This window comes from Pseudomonas sp. 32A, from assembly GCF_052682255.1.
Map to the genome: position 1 here is coordinate 1,218,653 of NZ_JBQYLY010000001.1, position 18,619 is coordinate 1,237,271.

17 protein-coding genes are annotated in these 18,619 nt (G+C 61.1%); 11 read left to right on the top strand and 6 right to left on the bottom strand.

Annotated elements, in window-relative coordinates:
* The first annotated feature begins 163 nt into the window (after nucleotides 1-163).
* Entirely contained in the window at nucleotides 164-1,510 is a 1,347-nt protein-coding gene (locus ACUN0G_RS05510) for a spinster family MFS transporter (protein ID WP_445572861.1), read from the top strand.
* Between the two features lie 178 nt (nucleotides 1,511-1,688).
* Here ACUN0G_RS05510 and rapA read toward each other — a convergent pair whose 3' ends face one another.
* Nucleotides 1,689-4,535, bottom strand: a complete 2,847-nt coding sequence (gene rapA / locus ACUN0G_RS05515) for an RNA polymerase-associated protein RapA (protein WP_421526086.1) — start codon at nucleotides 4,533-4,535, stop codon at nucleotides 1,689-1,691.
* Between the two features lie 216 nt (nucleotides 4,536-4,751).
* Between rapA and ACUN0G_RS05520 the strand changes: the two genes are divergently transcribed.
* A complete protein-coding gene (locus tag ACUN0G_RS05520; RefSeq protein ID WP_076016549.1) occupies nucleotides 4,752-5,093 on the top strand; it encodes an aspartate-semialdehyde dehydrogenase in 342 nt (113 codons plus the stop codon).
* Here ACUN0G_RS05520 and ACUN0G_RS05525 read toward each other — a convergent pair.
* From ACUN0G_RS05525 to ACUN0G_RS05535, 3 genes are all read right to left on the bottom strand, one after another.
* The gene (locus tag ACUN0G_RS05525; protein WP_445572862.1) at nucleotides 5,090-6,286 is read right to left on the bottom strand and encodes an aminotransferase class V-fold PLP-dependent enzyme; all 1,197 of its coding nucleotides are present in this window, start codon (nucleotides 6,284-6,286) and stop codon (nucleotides 5,090-5,092) included. The two genes, ACUN0G_RS05520 and ACUN0G_RS05525, sit on opposite strands and share 4 nt — an antisense overlap.
* Nucleotides 6,283-6,753 (bottom strand): RidA family protein, encoded by a 471-nt coding sequence (locus ACUN0G_RS05530; protein ID WP_445572863.1) that lies wholly within the window; start codon nucleotides 6,751-6,753, stop codon nucleotides 6,283-6,285. The genes ACUN0G_RS05525 and ACUN0G_RS05530 overlap by 4 nt, the downstream gene beginning before the upstream one ends.
* Before the next feature lie 88 nt (nucleotides 6,754-6,841).
* Nucleotides 6,842-7,714 (bottom strand): LysR substrate-binding domain-containing protein, encoded by an 873-nt coding sequence (locus ACUN0G_RS05535; protein ID WP_445572864.1) that lies wholly within the window; start codon nucleotides 7,712-7,714, stop codon nucleotides 6,842-6,844.
* Between the two features lie 37 nt (nucleotides 7,715-7,751).
* Between ACUN0G_RS05535 and ACUN0G_RS05540 the strand changes: the two genes are divergently transcribed.
* Both ACUN0G_RS05540 and ccoM read left to right on the top strand, forming a co-directional pair.
* Entirely contained in the window at nucleotides 7,752-8,009 is a 258-nt protein-coding gene (locus ACUN0G_RS05540; RefSeq protein WP_275713562.1) for a hypothetical protein, read from the top strand.
* A gap of 143 nt (nucleotides 8,010-8,152) precedes the next feature.
* Complete coding sequence (gene ccoM, locus ACUN0G_RS05545) at nucleotides 8,153-8,269, top strand: cytochrome c oxidase subunit CcoM (RefSeq protein ID WP_003210916.1); 117 nt, start codon at nucleotides 8,153-8,155, stop codon at nucleotides 8,267-8,269.
* Nucleotides 8,270-9,229: 960 nt separating this feature from the next.
* On the opposite strand, the gene ACUN0G_RS05550 is transcribed toward ccoM, so the two are convergent.
* Nucleotides 9,230-10,705, bottom strand: coding sequence for an inorganic phosphate transporter (locus ACUN0G_RS05550; RefSeq protein ID WP_063032797.1), 1,476 nt, complete (start codon nucleotides 10,703-10,705; stop codon nucleotides 9,230-9,232).
* Between the two features lie 310 nt (nucleotides 10,706-11,015).
* Complete coding sequence (locus tag ACUN0G_RS05555; protein WP_201121955.1) at nucleotides 11,016-11,216, bottom strand: hypothetical protein; 201 nt, start codon at nucleotides 11,214-11,216, stop codon at nucleotides 11,016-11,018.
* A gap of 618 nt (nucleotides 11,217-11,834) precedes the next feature.
* Between ACUN0G_RS05555 and pcaR the strand changes: the two genes are divergently transcribed.
* The 7 genes from pcaR (at nucleotide 11,835) to pcaG (ending at nucleotide 18,568) form a co-directional block, all read left to right on the top strand.
* Nucleotides 11,835-12,677, top strand: coding sequence for a pca regulon transcriptional regulator PcaR (gene pcaR, locus ACUN0G_RS05560; RefSeq protein ID WP_003219833.1), 843 nt, complete (start codon nucleotides 11,835-11,837; stop codon nucleotides 12,675-12,677).
* 148 nt (nucleotides 12,678-12,825) lie between these two features.
* The gene (locus ACUN0G_RS05565; protein ID WP_017479343.1) at nucleotides 12,826-14,172 is read left to right on the top strand and encodes an MFS transporter; all 1,347 of its coding nucleotides are present in this window, start codon (nucleotides 12,826-12,828) and stop codon (nucleotides 14,170-14,172) included.
* Nucleotides 14,173-14,428: 256 nt separating this feature from the next.
* Nucleotides 14,429-15,286 (top strand): CoA transferase subunit A, encoded by an 858-nt coding sequence (locus ACUN0G_RS05570; protein WP_003219830.1) that lies wholly within the window; start codon nucleotides 14,429-14,431, stop codon nucleotides 15,284-15,286.
* On the top strand, nucleotides 15,283-16,065 hold the full coding sequence (locus tag ACUN0G_RS05575; protein WP_258348754.1) for a CoA-transferase subunit beta: 783 nt from the start codon (nucleotides 15,283-15,285) through the stop codon (nucleotides 16,063-16,065). Before ACUN0G_RS05570 ends, ACUN0G_RS05575 begins: the two co-directional genes overlap by 4 nt.
* On the top strand, nucleotides 16,062-17,267 hold the full coding sequence (gene pcaF / locus ACUN0G_RS05580) for a 3-oxoadipyl-CoA thiolase (protein ID WP_445575522.1): 1,206 nt from the start codon (nucleotides 16,062-16,064) through the stop codon (nucleotides 17,265-17,267). The genes ACUN0G_RS05575 and pcaF overlap by 4 nt, the downstream gene beginning before the upstream one ends.
* A gap of 28 nt (nucleotides 17,268-17,295) precedes the next feature.
* Nucleotides 17,296-18,000: a protocatechuate 3,4-dioxygenase subunit beta gene (pcaH, locus tag ACUN0G_RS05585; protein WP_017479340.1), complete on the top strand. Its 705-nt coding sequence runs from the start codon at nucleotides 17,296-17,298 to the stop codon at nucleotides 17,998-18,000.
* 1 nt (nucleotide 18,001) lies between these two features.
* Nucleotides 18,002-18,568 (top strand): protocatechuate 3,4-dioxygenase subunit alpha, encoded by a 567-nt coding sequence (gene pcaG / locus ACUN0G_RS05590; RefSeq protein WP_003219820.1) that lies wholly within the window; start codon nucleotides 18,002-18,004, stop codon nucleotides 18,566-18,568.
* Nucleotides 18,569-18,619: the final 51 nt, after the last annotated feature.

Consider the following 18,619-nt stretch of genomic DNA (forward strand, 5'->3'; position numbering starts at 1 on the left):
CTAGAACTAAATGAGTAGGGATGACAATGCGGGTCGCCCGATGGAGTGACATCAGACTTACGAATCATTACAGACAATCATCACGGGGCTGACTAGATTGCAGGTTCCGGGCTCAGGATGCGTCTGGCATCGCGGCTCACATAACAATAAAAGAGACGGACCCATGCAGAACTCGACCCAAGCGGCGAATGCCTGGCGCATTCTGTTCCTGTTGTTCCTGGCCAACCTGTTCAATTTTTTTGACCGCACCATCCCCGCGATCATCATCGAGCCGATCCGCATGGAGTGGCACCTCAGCGACTTCCAGCTCGGCATCATCGGCACTGCGTTCACCATTGTTTATGCGATTGCCGGCTTGCCCCTCGGGCGCATGGCCGATACGGGCTCGCGGAGTAAACTCATGGGCTGGGGCCTGGCGGCGTGGAGCGGCCTGACGGCGGTCAACGGTCTGGTGGGCAGTTTCTGGACGTTCTTGCTGGTGCGCATGGGCATCGGCATCGGCGAGGCCAGTTATGCACCGGCGGCGAACTCGTTGATTGGCGACCTGTTTCCGGCCCACCGCCGGGCGCGGGCCATGGGTATCTTTATGCTGGGTCTGCCTTTGGGCCTGTTGCTGGCTTTCTTTACCATCGGCGCGATGGTCAAGGCGTTCGACAGCTGGCGCGCGCCGTTCTTTATTGCGGCGGTGCCGGGGCTGATCCTTGCGGTGTTCATGTTCTACATCAAGGAACCCAAACGCGGCGCTGCGGAAACCGTGCAAGTCTCCCAAGAGAAAGTCGACCGCCCGATTCGCCGCGTGCTGGCGGTGCCAACGTTCCTCTGGCTGGTGCTGGCAGGCTTGTGCTTCAACTTCGCGACCTACGCCTGCAACTCGTTCCTGGTGCCGATGCTGCAGCGCTATTTCCTGCTGCCGTTGCAGGATGCGGCAGTCGCCACCGGTGTTATCGTCGGGATTACCGGCCTGGTGGGCCTGACCCTGGGCGGCTGGGTTGCCGACAAAATCCATCAACGCATCGCGAATGGCCGGCTGCTGTTCGCGGCGTGCAGCTTGATCATCTCGACCGTCACCACTGCTTGGGCGTTGCACGCCGGGCGGATCGAGATCGGTGTGTTTGTGGCGTTGTTCAGTGTCGGCTGGTTGTTTGCCTACAACTTCTATACCTGTGTTTATACGGCGATCCAGGACGTGGTTGAGCCGCGCCTGCGGGCGACGGCGATGGCGTTGTTCTTCGCCGGCTTGTATTTGCTGGGGGGTGGCATGGGGCCGATTGTGGTGGGCGGGTTGTCGGATCATTTTGCCCATTCGGCGATGTATGCGGCGGGGGCGGAGCAGATGACCGAGGCTTATAAAGCCATAGGCTTGCACGATGCCATGTACCTGATTCCGGTGGCGCTGTTTCTGACCATGCTGTTTCTGTTCCAGGCGTCCCGCAGTTTTGTGCGCGATGCCAAGCGGATGAAGGATGGGTTGGGGGTGGTGGAGGTGCCGGCTACGGCGGTTACTGCCTGAATACATGATCCCTGTGGTGAGGGGGCTTGTCCCCCGTTGGAGTGCGCAGCGCTCCCGCTCTTTTGGGGCCGCTACGCAGCCCAACGGGGGACAAGCCCCCTCGCCACGGAGGTTACCGATACCCATAAAAAAGGCCCGCATTGCGCGGGCCTTTTTGTTCAGCAGGGCAGGGCGGTAATCAACCCGCGACCAACACCCGAATCGCTTCCAGTCGCAGCGCCGCCTTGTCGAGCATGGCCAGGCCTTGCTCGCGCTGTTGGCGCAGGGCAACCAGTTCGCTGTCACGCACGGTCGGGTTGACCGCTTGCAACGCGGTCAGGCGCGCCAGTTCTTCGTCGGTGTCCGCCGCCAGGCGACGTTGAGCCTCGGCCACGCGCTCGGCGTGACGCGGGGCAATCTTCTCTTCGCCGGCGTTGATCCGTGGCGTCAGCTGGTCGCGCTGGGCCTGGACGAACTTGTTGGCGCTGGCCCGGGGCACGCTTTCCAGCTGGTCGTTCAAGGTCAGGAACGAGACGCGGCCCGACAGGTCATTGCCGTTGGCATCCAGCAGGCAACGCAGTGCAGCCGGCGGCAGGTAACGGCCCAATTGCAGCGAACGCGGAGCAACCACTTCGCTGACGTAGAGCAGTTCCAGCAACACGGTGCCCGGCTTGAGCGCCTTGTTCTTGATCAGCGCCACGGCGGTGTTGCCCATGGAACCGGACAGCACCAGGTCCATGCCGCCTTGCACCATCGGGTGTTCCCAGGTGATGAACTGCATGTCTTCGCGGGACAGCGCCTGGTTGCGGTCGTAGGTGATGGTCACGCCTTCGTCGTCGCCCAGGGGGAAGCTGGCGTCGAGCATTTTTTCGCTGGGCTTGAGGATCAGCGCGTTTTCCGAATGGTCTTCGCTGTCGATGCCGAAGGCGTCGAACAGGGTTTCCATGTAGATCGGCAGGGTGAACTGGTCGTCTTGCTCGAGGATGGCTTCCACCAGCGCATCACCTTCACCGGCACCGCCGGAGTTGAGCTCCAGCAAACGGTCGCGGCCGGTGTGCAGTTCGGCTTCGAGGCGCTCGCGCTCGGCACGGGCTTCGTCGATCAGTGCTTGCCACTCGCCGTCGTCGGCGTTTTCCAGCAGCGGCAGCAGGCGCGGGCCGAACTGGTGCTGCAAGGCGTTGCCGGTCGGGCAGGTGTTGAGGAACGCGTTCAGCGCTTCGTGGTACCACTGGAACAGGCGCTCTTGCGGGCTGGTTTCCAGGTACGGCACATGCAGTTCGATCACATGCTTCTGGCCGATCCGGTCCAGACGGCCGATCCGCTGTTCCAGCAGGTCCGGGTGGGACGGCAGGTCGAACAGCACCAGGTGGTGGGAGAACTGGAAGTTGCGGCCTTCACTGCCGATTTCCGAGCAGATCAGCACTTGGGCGCCGAACTCTTCATCCGCAAAGTAAGCAGCGGCGCGGTCGCGCTCGAGGATATTCATGCCCTCGTGGAACACCGTGGCCGGGATGCCGGAGCGCACGCGCAGGGCGTCTTCCAGGTCCATGGCAGTTTCGGCGTGGGCGCAGATCACCAGGACTTTGGTGCGCTTGAGCATTTTCAGCTGATCGATCAGCCACTCGACGCGCGGGTCGAAACGCCACCAGCGTTGTTCTTCATCCACATCCGGCTGGGACTGGAAGCTGACTTCCGGGTACAGCTCGGCATGTTCGCCCAAAGGCAGTTCGAGGTATTCGTCCGGGCACGGCAGCGGGTAGGCGTGCAGCTTGCGCTCCGGGAAGCCCTGCACCGCGGCGCGGGTATTGCGGAACAGCACGCGGCCGGTGCCGTGGCGGTCGAGCAGTTCGCGTACCAAGCGGGCGCTGGCTTCGGCGTCGCCATCGTTGACGGCGGTCAGCAGCGCTTCGCCTTCATTGCCGAGGAAACCCTGGATGGTCTTGTGGGCGGCGGGCGAGAGGCGGCCCTTGTCCAGCAATTCCTGAACGGCTTCGGCCACCGGGCGATAGTTTTCGCTCTCGGCACGGAAGGCGTGCAGGTCGTGGAAACGGTTCGGGTCCAGCAGACGCAGGCGCGCGAAGTGGCTGTCCTGGCCCAGCTGTTCAGGGGTTGCGGTGAGCAGCAATACACCCGGGATGACTTCGGCCAGTTGCTCCACCAGCGAGTACTCGGGGCTGGCTTTTTCTTCGTGCCACACCAGGTGGTGAGCTTCGTCGACCACCAGCAAATCCCAGCCGGCGGCAAACAGCGCGTCCTGGGCCTTCTCGTCGTCCACCAGCCATTCCAGGGCCACCAGCGCGAGCTGGGTGTCCTCGAACGGGTTGGTGGCATCGCTTTCGATAAAGCGCTCTTCGTCGAACAACGCAACCTGCAGGTTGAAGCGGCGGCGCATTTCCACCAGCCACTGGTGCTGGAGGTTTTCCGGCACCAGGATCAGCACGCGGTTGGCGCGACCGGACAGCAACTGGCGATGGATCACCAGGCCAGCTTCGATGGTCTTGCCCAGGCCCACTTCGTCTGCCAGCAGAACCCGTGGCGCGATACGGTCGGCGACTTCACGGGCGATGTGCAGTTGGTGCGCGATCGGTTGTGCACGCACACCGCCCAGGCCCCAGAGCGAGGACTGCAACTGGCGGCTGGTGTGTTCCAGCGTGTGGTAGCGCAGGGAAAACCAGGGCAGCGGGTCGATCTGGCCGGCGAACAGACGGTCGCTGGCCAGACGGAACTGGATGAAGTTCGAGAGTTGGGTTTCCGGCAGGGTGACCTGCTCGTTCTGCCCATTGAGGCCGTGGTAGACCAGCAGGCCGTCGACATCGTCGACTTCTTGCACGGTCATTTTCCAGCCTTCGAAATGGGTGATGGTGTCACCCGGCGAAAACCTCACGCGAGTGAGGGGCGCATTCCGTAGCGCATACTGGCGGGTATCGCCAGTGGCCGGATAGAGCACGGTTAACAAGCGGCCGTCCTGTGCCAGAACGGTGCCTAACCCCAGCTCTGCTTCGCTGTCACTAATCCAGCGTTGCCCCGGTTGATACTGCTGCGCCATGCTGCCTGACTCCCGCCGTGAAAAAGCCGACTATTCTAACGGAACACGGCTTCCAGACCAAAAGGAATAGGTGCAGCTTCAAGCTTTAAGCTACAAGCGGCAAGAAAAAGGGCTGTATGTTCGTCGGATAGATGACGATTGGTTCACAAGTTGGCGCCTTGACGCTCAAGTCGTCACCCACGCAGCCGACAGTCTGCTGAACAGGAGACTATTAATATGCTGCCACCCATGCTGCCCTTGAGTGTTGTGCCGGTCACGTCGCAGCTTGATCCGGTGCGCCAGAAACCGGATATCCCGCCCGTGGTGCCGGTTCAGCCAGGCTCCAACGAAAGCACCATCGACCTGCAAAAGCGCGACCCCGAGGAAGCGGCACTGTTGCTGCGCGAGGAACAGCGCCGCCAGCAGGAACAGCAAAAGCGCCGCCGCGAAGCCGATGAGGATCCGCAGGAGCACCTGGCTGTTCCCGGTGACGAACTCAACGCCGACAACACCGTGCCGGTGGTGCCGCTGATTGAGGATGCGCCACGCCAAGGCTTGTGGGTGGACGTCGAGGTTTAATCCCGCAGTTCGTGCAGGGCGGCGATCAGTTGCCCAATATCGTGCGCCGTGTTGAGGTAGCTCACGGAGATTCGCGCCACGCTGTCCAGCTCGCGGGCTTGCATGTCCAGCGGGGTGTAGGGTACGCCGTTGGCACCGATGTTGATTCGCTTGAGCCCCAGGCGCCGCTTCAGCTCAAAAGCGTCCCAGCCGGCCAGGTTGAAGGCGATCAGGCCTGACTGGTTTCCGGAAATGCCCAAATCATGCAGGGTAATCCCCTTGATCCCGCGTAGTTCTTCGCGGATCGTGTCGCTTAGAAGCTGGACCGTCCGGTGAATCCGCTCAACGCCCAGTCGATTGAGCTCCAGCAACGCATTGCCCAGGCCTGCCAGCAACGCGAATGACACTTCGCTGGTTTCAAAGCGCCGGGCGTCGTTGCGCAAGTCGAAACCTGCTGGGCTCCAGGGCGCAGAAAATACATCGCGCTGGGCCGGGTTCAAATGCTCGAGAAAATCCGGTCGCACATAAAGCAGGGCGGTCCCGCGCGGGCCCCGCAGATGCTTGCGCCCGGCGCCCTTGAGCACATCGCAGTGCAGCGCTTGCACATCCACCGGCACCTGGCCGATGGCTTGCCCGGCGTCGATGAAGTAGGCGATGCCATGACGCTTGGCCAACGCGCCGATGGCTTCGGCAGGGTTGATCAAGCCGCTGTTGGCGGGGAGCCAGGTCAGGTCGATCAACCGCACCCGGGCGTCGAGCATGGCTTCCAGGCCGGCGACGGACACTGCGCCGGTTTCATCGCAAGGAATCACCTCTATGTGCGCACCCGCCTGCACGGCTGTCTGCATGCTGGCCAGGTTGCCGCCCCACTCGTGGCGGCCCACCAGAATGCGGTCGCCCGGTTTCCACGGCCCCAGCGCCTGGAACGCCATGCTCCAGGCGGTCGAGCCGCTGCTGGCGAAGGCAATTGATGACACGGGGGCGTTGAGCAATTGCGCGGCGGCGCGACGGGCTTTTTCTGCCAGCAGCGAACCGTGCTCGCCAGCTTCCATCGGGCCGTCACGGGCTTCGCGTTGCAACTGGTCAATGATTGCGTCGAGCGTCCCCTGGCTCGGCAAGGAGGCCCCGGCGTGGTTGAAGTGGACGATGCCGGACTGGCAGCCCGGCGTTTCGTCCCGCAGCTCCCGGACCTCGGTCAGGGATAGCGCGGTCACGGCTGCAGCTCGAAAATGGCATCAACCTCCACTGCCACGCCGCCCGGCAAACTGGCGACGCCCACGGCAGTACGGACATGGCGGCCTTTGTCGCCAAGGGCGTTGACCAGCAGGTTCGAGGCGCCATTGGCCACTGCGCCCTGGCGCTGGAAGTCGCCGCTGCTGGCGATAAACACGCCCAAGCGGATGATGCGCACCAGCCGCGACAGGTCATCGCCCAGGGCATCGCTCAATTGTGCGAGCAGGCCCAGCGCAGCGAGTTCGGCGGCTTTAGCGCCTTCGTCTTCGCTGATGGACTCGCCGAGCCGACCGATGTAGGACGGTTTGCCGTCCAGCAGCGGGATTTGGCCGGAGATGAATAGCTGGTTCTGGCTGATCACGAAATTGACGTAGTTGGCGATCGGCTGGCTGGGATTGGGCAGGCTCAGGCCGAGGGCTTGCACGCGTTGCGAGATGGAGTGGCTCATGTTGAATCCTCTTGGGAAGAGTCATCAGGATGGGCGGCGTGGTTTTGGCAGACAAACGGATAGATCTCACTCGACGTATCTAAATAACTTATGCGTCAGCACAGATTTCCCGCAGCCATTCAATGAAACAGGTGGCCGCTTGGCTGGTATCGCCTTGCGGGGTGATCAGCCAGTAACCGATCTCGCTCTGGTAGGGCGGCTGGTCGAAGGCTTCCACCAATGAGCCGTCCTTCAACTTGCGCTCGATCAGGCGGTGGCGGCCCATGGCGATGCCCTGGCCGGCGACGGCGGCTTCGACCACGATGTTGTAGTCGTGCAACAGTGCCTTGGGGTAATGCTCCACATCCACCTGGTAATGCCGGGACCAGTCGGTCCACTCGAAAGGGCGGTGCGAGGTGGCCATCAACAGCGGGCCGTTCTCCAGTTGGCTGGCCTTGAATGCTGGGCTGCACACCGGTGACAGGGTTTCGCTCATCAGGCGCGTGGCTTGCACGTCGGCCCAGTCACCCTTGCCGTAGCGAATCGCCAGGTCGACTTCGGCGGCGGCGACATCTGCCAGTTGAATTGCGGGCACCAACTCCACCTGGATGTGCGGGTAGCGGCTGAGAAACCCGGCCAGGCGCGGCGCCAGCCACAAGGTAGCGAACGAGGCGAGCAGGCCGACGCGCAGCACGCTGGTGGCGGGTGGTGTTTGTTGCTGGCGGGTAGCGGCGGCGATGACGTCGAGGGCGGGGCGGATTTGGTCGTAGTAGTGTTGGCCGTCTTCGGTCAGATCGATGGCGCGGGTGCGTCGGACAAATAGAGGCTTGCCCAGATGGTGTTCGAGCTTCTGCACTTGATGGCTGAGGGCGCTTTGGGTCACCGACAGTTCGGCGGCGGCCTTGATAAAACTCAGATGCCGGGCCACGGCTTCAAAGGCGCGCAGGGCCAGGAGTGGGGGAAGGTCCTTGTGCAGTGCCACGTCGAGCGCTCTGTGTGAGGGTTGGGGTGGGGGGATTTTGCGGGCAAATGCGCGGGATGACATCGATTTTGTTTACGCGGGATTGGCGCAGGACGCATTATTGGGGCATCCAAGCCATTACGTAAGCCAAGCCATGAGTGACGATGACAAACTGATAGACCTGAATGCCGAGCGGGCCAAACGTGTTCATGACCTGAATGACAAGCGACTGAATGAAGTGCGCCAGGCGTTTGAGCAGGCGATGCCGTTGGGTAAGCCTAAGAAAAAGCCGAAAAACAAACCGAAAAAGCGTTGATATAGCCTGCATCAGTTGATGCAGGTCAGTTATTTCCCTTCTTTACGCCCCGTCGCGGGCGACATTGATCCTCGTCAATTTCTTCTTTCGTCTTCTTGGTTAACTTAGCCCTATCGCAACAGGGCAAGTGCAGGAGGCCGGTCATGTTTTTCGATAATGTGGTATTTGCCGGAGTGCTGACGGTTGGCCTCATGGTGATGTTCTTTGTAGGGTTTGGAATTTTTATCTGGAAAGACGCTAATAAGCGTAAGAGGCCTTAGGTCTTTTCGGGATACATGAGCACGCAAGGCATTTTGGGCGACTTCGGTCGCCTTTTTTTTGTTTTGGATTTAGTGGTGGGGTGTGGGTGTATATCCGTTATTTAGGTAACGGCCACTTATGGTTTCGCTCTTACAGCGACTCACTTTGGAAAAGCCCCAAAGTAAGCAAAGGGCTCTGCCCCGCCTGTCGGCGCCTCGCTGGGGCTCGGCGTTCCCTCACTCCGGCATTGCTCCGCGGGCCGCCGCGACGGGCCATCCATGGCCCGGCGCGGCTAAACCGGCGTCCTGCCGGTTTACCCGCTCCGCAATACCTGCGTTCGGCCTCGGGCTGAGTGGGGCAGTCAGATCAAGATCAAAAGCAAGAGCACAGCGGCCTCCCGGCCGGCTTGAGTGTTAAAAGCAAAGGCAAGATCCAGAGCGAAAACAAATCTGCTTTTCTGTGGGAGCGGGCTTGCTCGCGAAAAACCTGAGGTCGCCGCGTTCATTCAGAATGCCCGCCTCATCGTTAACGACCTTCGCGAGCAAGCCCGCTCCCACATTTTTTGGACCGTGCCCGCTTTAGCTTTTGATTTTGCTTTTAACACTCAAGCCGGCCGGGAGGCCGCTGTGCTCTTGCTTTTGATCTTGATCTTAGGCGCCCCGTTAAACCACGCTGGCCGAACGCAGGCTTTGGAGCGTGGGTAACCTGGCAGGACGCCAGGTTAGCCGCGCTGGGCCAAGGATGGCCCATCGCGGCGGCCCACGGTCCAAAGCCGGAGTGAGGGCACTCCGAGCCTAGGCGAGGAGCCGAGTGGTGGGGCAAGAGCGTTTTGCTTACTTTTGCGCTGTTCAAAAGTGAGCCGCTGTAAGAGCGGAACCATAAGTGGCCATCACCCAAATAACGGATATACACCCAAACCCCAGCCATAAAAAAAGGCGCAACCCTCACAGGTCGCACCTTCTTCACACGCCAAAGACCTGTCAGCTACCCAAAGCCTTGGAAGCCAACCAGAACAGCCCAGCCGAAAGGCCCACAGTCGCCGGCAGCGTCAACACCCAAGCCATCAAAATGGTCTTAACGGTGCCGCCTTGCAGCCCACTCTTGTTAGCCACCATGGTCCCGGCCACACCCGAAGACAACACATGGGTCGTGGAAACCGGCAGGCTAAAGATGTTAGCCAGACCAATCATACTGGCCGTGGTGATCTGCGCCGACATGCCCTGGGCATACGTCATCCCTTGCTTGCCGATCTTCTCACCAATGGTCAACACCACACGCTTCCAGCCCACCATGGTGCCCAGGCCCAAGGCCAGCGCCACGGCCAGGATCACCCAGAACGGTGCATATTCGGTAGTGGCCGTCAGATCCTTGCGCAACTTGTCCAGGTCCGACTTCTCACGCGCTTCCAGGCCAGGCAACTTGCCTACCTTCTTCGCAGTGTCATCCAGGCACAACAGATAACGACGCACTTCAATCCGGTGCTCGGCAGTCAACGAATGGTAGTCAGAGACACCCTTCAATGTATCCAGCAGGGCGTTGATGGTCGGTTCAGTCTGCTGCGGATTGCACTGGAACTTGCCCGGCAAATCATCTTTCACACTCTTGCCCAGAGCGAGGAACTCACCGAGGGTTTCGTGATTACGCTGGTAGAACTGATTCAGGTGCAGCGTGGCGTCGCGGGTACGCTCGATCTGGTAAGTGGTGCTGCCCAGGTCCAGTACGAACTGTGCCGGGACGATACCAATCAACACCAGCATGATCAGGCCAATACCTTTCTGACCATCGTTGGAACCGTGCACGAAGCTCACGGCCATTGCCGAAATCACCAGTACCAGGCGGTTCCAGAACGGCGGGTGCTTCTTGTCGTCGAGCTTGCGGCGCTGGTCCGGTGTCTTGTGCATCTTCGACAGCGGGCGCCACCACTTCAGGCCGAGCAGCACCAGGGCTGCCACCACGAAGCCGGCCATCGGCGAAAACACCAGCGAGGCGCCGATATCGATCGCTTTCTGCCAGTTCACGCCGTCAGCCAGCGGAATGTCGTTGATCAGGGCGTTGGCCAGGCCGACACCGAGGATCGAGCCGATCAGGGTGTGGGAGCTGGACGCCGGGATCCCGAAATACCAGGTGCCGAGGTTCCAGGTGATCGCCGCGGCCAATAATGAGAAGACCATGGCCAGACCGTGGCCGGTGTTCACATTGATCAGCAGCTCCACCGGCAGCAAGTGCACGATGGCATATGCAACACCGACACCGCCGAGCAACACGCCGAGGAAGTTGAACACCCCGGAGAAGAACACGGCCAGATGCGGAGGCATGGCTTTGGTATAGATGACTGTGGCAACCGCGTTAGCGGTGTCATGAAAGCCATTGATGAACTCGAAGGCGAGGACAAAGGCCAGGGCGAGCAACAGGCTCACTAGAACCCAAGCATCCAGTCCGCTGAATAAATCGATCATGAAGGTTTTCTGACCCGGTCGTAAGGGGGCGCGATTATGCCAGAAAACATCGGTAATCAATGCACTAGCTGCTCATCGGTAACATTCTTCAACGAAAAAAAATGAGGGGGAGGGGCGCATCCCGGCGTTTTCGGGGCTTTGGCAAGTGTTTGATTTATAAAGAAGATAGCGAAAATACGCGGGTTAAACCGCCAGAAGGGAACTTCTGAAACAATTGTATGAAATTTCGGTAAGACGCCATGAGAGAGCTTCTCCCTGCCAGTGCGGTGCTGGCAGAGAGATGGCACCGTGGATGCTCAACCCGACTCGCTTATGGCTCTCCGGCTTTGAGGTCCTGTTCAATCTTTTGGATTTCCTGGGCAAAGGCCTGGTCGAGCAGACTGGCTCGTTTACGCCATGGCTTGCGTTCAGGTTCTGGTTGGGCGGCGTAGGTGGTGACTTCCCCGCCGTAAACATCCTTGTAACGTTGTTCCTGGCGCTCAAGTTCCGCGCGCAGTTCGTCTTTCGTCACATTGTTACCTTATTGAGTTGAGTTTAATTCCAGTGAAGCGCGATGCAGGGAAGGATCAATCACTTCCTTATTGCATGCGGCCACGGCACCGGAAGAAGAACAGCTGTCGTAGCAACAGTTTCTTTTTACAATCGCAAGTAATTGGCAGCATCTTGCAGGAGTGTCAGGTACTTGCGGCGAGGCCTGCGCAAAGGCGGTGCGTTGCCCGGTCAAGCTCGGATCGGCGATTTGAAACGGGGCCGGCCTCGCACAGGATGCATTATAGCCATGTGTTTGAGTAACACTATCACCATCAAGTTAAAAATCGTCAACTTTGTGTGAGGGTTTTGTTACTCAAGCACGTGAGGTAATTGCTCAACTATTGACGTCATAAATTTTTGCCGTGTTCTACAGGCGGTAAATAAACCTTAAGTTCTCTCGTACATCAGACGATTCTGAAAGTCGATCAGAGGTGGACCAACCTGGGCCGACCGCCGGCGTGAGGTGACTAATTGCGATAATCGAATGACCGTCCGATAATCGCCCAATCTTGCCCGCCTTGCCTTGTGTATCGATTACGCGGCGGCTTGTAATAGCGCTCACCCCCGCAGCGGTTAAAAATAAGAGAAAGGACCCCAGATGAACGATCAATTGCGCAACTCCTTCGCATCAGTGGCGCCGCCGATCGTTGCATCACCGGCCAAGCGCATCCAGGCGTTTACCGGTGATCCGGACTTCATGACCTCTCTGGCCCGTGGCCTGGCCGTGGTGCAGGCGTTCCAGGAGCGTAAGCGTCACCTGACCATCGCCCAGATCAGCCACCGCACGGAAATTCCCCGCGCCGCCGTGCGCCGTTGCCTGCATACGCTGATCAAACTTGGCTACGCCACCACCGACGGGCGTACCTATTCGCTGCTGCCCAAGGTGCTGACCCTCGGACACGCCTATCTGTCGTCCACGCCCCTTGCCGTTTCCGCCCAGCCCTACCTGGACCGCATGAGCGAGCAACTCCACGAAGCCTGCAACATGGCGACCCTGGAAGGCGATGACATCCTCTACATTGCCCGCTCCGCTACCACCCAACGCCTGATTTCCGTCGACCTTTCCGTGGGCGGCCGTCTCCCGGCCTACTGCACCTCCATGGGCCGTATCCTGCTGGCGGCGCTAGATGACGCCTCGCTGCAGGACTACCTCGACCACGCCGACCTGCAAACCAAGACCAGCCGCACCCTCACCACCCCGCAAGCCTTGCTCGAATGCCTGCAGGAAGTGCGGCAACAAGGCTGGTGCATTGTCGACCAGGAACTGGAACAGGGCCTGCGTTCCATCGCCGTGCCGGTATACGACGCCTCGGGCCAGGTACTCGCCGCGCTGAACGTCAGCACCCATGCCGGGCGGGTCAGCCGCAGTGAACTGGAGCAGCGTTTCCTGCCGAGCATGCTCAGCGCCAGCCAGGAGCTGAGTGCCCAGCTGTTTGCGTAAGCTGTTCGGTGACCGCACAGATCCCGGTTGGAGGAATTGACGGTGTTTCCCAAGGCTTATTAATGTGCGGCAGCGCTTCAGGGCGCCGCCCCAATAATAATGACGACTCAAGGTCGTTCGCCCGCCCATCGGTGTGGAAATAAAAATAATGAATCAGCCTTCACCTGCTGTCGGTACTTGCCTGGACGTTCAGTCCTTCATCAACGCCCAGCCGCTGTCGCGGTATCAGTGGCGAGTGGTGATCCTGTGTTTTCTCATCGTCTTCCTCGACGGCCTCGACACGGCCGCCATGGGCTTTATCGCCCCGGCGCTGTCCCAGGACTGGGGCATCGACCGCGCCAGCCTCGGCCCGGTGATGAGCGCCGCGTTGATCGGCATGGTCTTTGGCGCCCTTGGCTCCGGCCCGCTCGCCGACCGCTTCGGACGCAAGGTGGTGCTGGTGGGAGCGGTGTTGGTGTTTGGTGCCTTCAGCCTGGCCTCGGCCTACAGTAGTAACGTCGATCAACTGTTGATTCTGCGTTTCCTCACCGGCCTGGGCCTGGGCGCCGGCATGCCGAACGCCACGACGCTGCTCTCCGAATACACCCCGGAGCGCCATAAGTCGCTGCTGGTGACCAGCATGTTCTGCGGCTTCAACCTGGGCATGGCCGGTGGCGGGTTTATCTCGGCCAAGTTGATCCCGGCCTTTGGCTGGCACAGCCTGCTGATGATCGGCGGCATCTTGCCGTTGATCCTCGCGGTGGTGTTGCTGTTCTGGCTGCCGGAGTCGGCGCGTTACCTGGTGGTGCGCAATCGCGGCACCGACAAGGTGCGCAAGACCCTCGCGCCCATCGAGCCCAGCATCGTCGCCCAAGCCTCAAGCTTCAGCGTACCCGAGCAAAAAACCGTCAAGGCGCGCAACGTGTTCGCGGTGATCTTCTCCGGCACCTACAGCGCCGGCACCTTACTGTTATGGCTGACCTACTTCATGGGCCTGGTGATTGTTTACCTGCTGACCAGTTGGCTGCCGACGCTGATGCGCGACAGCGGCGCCAGCATGGAACAGGCAGCATTTATCGGTGCGTTGTTCCAGTTTGGCGGCGTATTGAGTGCGGTCGGCGTGGGCTGGGCGATGGACCGGTTCAATCCCCACAAGGTCATCGGCACCTTCTATCTGCTGGCCGGGGTGTTTGCCTACGCGGTGGGGCAGAGCCTGGGCAATATCACGCTGCTGGCGACCCTGGTGCTGATCGCCGGCATGTGCGTCAACGGTGCGCAATCGGCGATGCCGTCGCTGGCCGCACGCTTCTACCCGACCCAGGGCCGTGCCACCGGTGTGTCGTGGATGCTCGGCATCGGCCGTTTTGGCGCGATCCTCGGCGCATGGATGGGCGCGACCTTGCTGGGCCTGGGCTGGAACTTCGAACAGGTGCTGACGGCCCTGGTGATACCAGCGGCATTGGCCACCACCGCGGTGGTGATCAAGGGCATGGTCAGCCACGCGGACGCCACCTGAAGCGATTTTTTGTAGGAGCGAGCTTGCTCGCGAAGGTCTTGAACGATGACGTTGGCATTCTGAATGAACGCGGTGTCTTCAAGTTTTTCGCGAGCAAGCTCGTTCCTACAGGGAAAGATAGCTTGCAAACAATCCGTTCGATAATCGAACACTCAGTCGATTATCGGATTGTTTGGCCTCAACCCCCGGCTTAATCTTCAAGCACTTCGGCGCTGCCTCCAGCGCCTTTTTCGATCGATACCGGGAGCCCAACCCCATGGCTGAAATCCTTTCGCTGGCTGATGCGGTCAAGCAGTTCGTGAATGACGGCGACACCGTTGCACTCGAAGGCTTTACTCACCTGATCCCTACGGCGGCGGGTCATGAAATCATTCGTCAGGGCAAGAAAGACCTGACGCTGGTGCGCATGACGCCCGACCTGATCTACGACCAGTTGATCGGTGCCGGCTGTGCACGCAAGCTGATTTTTTCCTGGGGCGGCAACCCGGGCGTGGGCTCCCTGCATCGCCTGCGGGACGCGGTTGAAAAGCAATGGCCGCAACCGCTGGAGATCGAAGAACACAGCCATGCCGACCTGGCCAATGCCTACGTCGCCGGTGCCTCCGGCCTGCCATTCGCGGTGCTGCGGGCCTACGCCGGTTCCGACCTGCCCAAGGTCAACCCGCTGATCAAGACCGTGACGTGCCCCTTCACCGGAGAAGTGCTGGCCGCCGTGCCATCGGTACGCCCGGACATCACCGTGATCCACGCACAAAAGGCTGACCGCAAGGGCAACGTGCTGCTCTGGGGCATCCTCGGGGTGCAGAAAGAAGCGGCCCTGGCGGCCAAGCGCTGCATCGTCACCGTCGAAGAAATCGTCGATGACCTCAACGCACCGATGAACGCCTGCGTCCTGCCGACCTGGGCCCTGACCGCCGTGTGCCATGTGCCAGGCGGCGCGCACCCGTCCTACGCCCACGGTTACACCGAGCGTGACAACCGCTTCTACCAGGCGTGGGACCCGATTGCCCGGGACCGTGAGACGTTTACTGCGTGGATCAACGAATACATCCACGGCACCGCCAACTTCAGTGAATTCCAGGCCAAGCTGGCCACCGCGCAGGAGGCCAAATAATGGCTTACTCCACCAATGAAATGATGACCGTCGCCGCCGCGCGCCGCCTGAAAAATGGTTCGGTGTGCTTCGTTGGCATCGGCCTGCCTTCCAAGGCCGCCAACCTGGCGCGCCTGACGTCGTCGCCGGATGTGGTGCTGATCTATGAGTCCGGCCCGATTGGCGCCAAGCCATCCGTGCTGCCGCTGTCCATTGGCGACGGCGAGCTGGCGGAAACCGCTGACACCGTGGTGCCGACCGGTGAGATTTTTCGCTACTGGCTGCAGGGCGGGCGCATTGACGTCGGCTTCCTCGGAGCGGCCCAGGTCGACCGTTTCGGCAATATCAACACCACCGTGGTCGGTGACTATCACCAGCCCAAAGTGCGCCTGCCGGGTGCCGGTGGCGCGCCGGAGATCGCCGGTTCTGCCAAGAGCGTGCTGATCATCCTCAAGCAGTCGGCGCGTTCGTTTGTCGACAAGCTGGACTTCATCACCTCGGTCGGCCACGGCGAAGGTGGCGACTCGCGTAAACGCCTGGGTCTGCCAGGCGCCGGTCCGGTAGGCATCATTACCGACCTGTGCATCATGGAGCCGGAGGAGGGCACCCACGAGTTTGTCGTCACCGCCCTGCACCCCGGCGTGACCCGTGAGCAAGTGGTGGCCGCTACCGGTTGGGCGATTCGTTTTGCCGACCAGGTGACCACCAGCGCCGAACCCACCGAGATTGAACTGACCGCCCTGCGCGACCTTGAGGCACGCACTGCTGCGGCCCACGGCCAAGCCCCCGGAGAAGCCTGATGCGCGACGTATTTATCTGTGACGCCATTCGTACCCCCATCGGCCGTTTTGGCGGTGGCTTGTCCACTGTACGCGCCGATGACCTGGCGGCACTGCCGATCAAGGCGCTGATGGAACGCAACCCATCGGTGGACTGGAACGCGGTGGACGAAGTGTTCCTCGGCTGCGCCAACCAGGCCGGCGAAGACAACCGCAACGTGGCCCGCATGGCAGCGCTGCTGGCCGGCCTGCCGGAAAGCATTCCCGGCGTCACCCTGAACCGCCTGTGTGCCTCGGGCATGGACGCGATCGGCACGGCTTTCCGCGCCATCGCCAGCGGCGAAATGGAGCTGGCGATTGCCGGTGGCGTTGAGTCGATGTCCCGCGCACCGTTTGTGATGGGCAAGGCCGATGCGGCGTTCTCGCGCAACATGAAGCTGGAAGACACCACCATCGGCTGGCGTTTTATCAACCCGTTGATGAAGGCCCAATACGGCGTGGACCCTATGCCGCAAACCGCCGACAACGTGGCCGACGACTATAAAGTCTCCCGCGCCGATCAGGACGCCTTCGCCCTGCGCAGCCAGCAACGTACTGCTGTTGCACAGGCTGCCGGCTTTTTTGCTGAAGAAATCGTGCCGGTGCGTGTCGCTCACAAAAAAGGCGAAACCCTGGTCGAGCACGACGAGCATCCACGGGCCGATACCAGCCTGGAAGCCCTGACCAAACTCAAGCCGGTCAACGGCCCGGACAAGACCGTTACCGCGGGCAACGCCTCGGGTGTGAACGACGGCGCCGCAGCACTGATCCTGGCCTCCGCTGAAGCCGTCAAAAAACATGGCCTGACCGCTCGCGCTCGTGTGCTGGGCATGGCCAGTGCCGGTGTCGCGCCGCGGGTCATGGGCATCGGCCCGGTGCCGGCGGTGCGCAAACTGGTAGAACGCCTGGGCTTGGCAGTCACCGATTTTGATGTGATCGAACTCAACGAAGCCTTCGCCAGCCAGGGCTTGGCCGTACTGCGCGAATTGGGGATTGCCGACGACGCACCGCAGGTCAACCCGAACGGTGGCGCCATTGCCCTTGGCCATCCGCTGGGCATGAGCGGCGCGCGTTTGGTACTGACGGCTCTGCATCAGTTGGAAAAAACCGGTGGCAGCAAAGGCCTGGCGACCATGTGTGTTGGTGTTGGCCAAGGCCTGGCCCTGGCGATCGAACGCGTTTGAGACCCACAAGAAGAAAGAGGATTGCTCCATGAGTGACAAGCCCGGATACCGGCGCCCGCAAGCGGGTACTCAGCCTGATTACCTGCACCCGGCCTACCAGTCGACGAACCTGCGTTCGCCGTCCAAGCCGTTGGTGTTCCTGCCCCATTCCCTGTCGGAAATCACCGGCCCGACCATCGGCGCCGAGCGGATTAACGAGAAGGACAACGACCTGACCGCCCAGCATGAAGGCGAGCCCCAGGGCGAACGCATCATCATTCACGGGCGCGTGCTGGATGAAAACGGCTTGCCCGTGCCCGGCATCCTCGTGGAAATCTGGCAGGCCAACGCCGCCGGCCGCTACAACCACAAGCGCGACCTGCACGACGCGCCGCTGGACCCGAACTTCACCGGCACCGGGCGCACCGTCACCGACGCCGACGGCTGGTACCAGTTCCAGACCATCAAGCCCGGCGCCTACCCGTGGGGCAACCACCACAATGCGTGGCGCCCGGCGCACATCCACTTCTCGCTGTTCGGCCCGAGTGTGCTGACGCGGTTGGTGACGCAGATGTATTTCCCCGGCGACCCGCTGCTGGCGTACGACCCGATCTACAACTGCGTCCCGGACACGTCCGCCAAGGAACGCCTGATCGCCAGTTTCGACCTGGAAAAAACCATTCCGCACTATGCCCTCGGCTACCGCTGGGACATCGTCCTGCGCGGCCGCGACGCCACGCCGATGGAGAAATAAGATGAGCCTCAACGCGACTACTTCCCACACCGTTGGGCCGTATTACCACATCGGCCTGACCTGGCTGAACCGTGAAGACCTCACCGTTGCCGCAACCCTCGGCGAGCGCGTGGCGATCACCGGGCAGGTGGTGGATGGCAACGGCGATGTGGTCAACGACGCCATGCTGGAAGTCTGGCAGGCCAATGCGGCCGGCAAGTACGACCATCCTGAGGATGAGCAGGACAAGCCTGTCGACCCGAACTTCGAAGGCTTTGGCCGGGTGCCGGTGGATGCCGAAGGGCGTTTTCGCTTTACCACCATCAAGCCGGGCAGTGTGCCGGGGTTGAAGGGCACGACCCAGGCGCCGCATTTGGTGGTGTTGGTGTTTGCCCGTGGGTTGGTGAAGCACCTGTTGACGCGGATTTACTTTGACGGTGAGGCGGCGAATGGCGATGACGCGCTGCTGGCGTGTGTGCCGCAGGAGCGCCGGCGCACGTTGATCGCCAAGGCGGATGCGGCGGGTGTGTATCAGTGGAATGTGATTTTGCAGGGGACAGACGAAGAGACGGTGTTCTTCGATTATTGAGTTGGCTGGGGACCTATCGCAGGCAAGCCAGCTCCCACAGGGGAATGCATT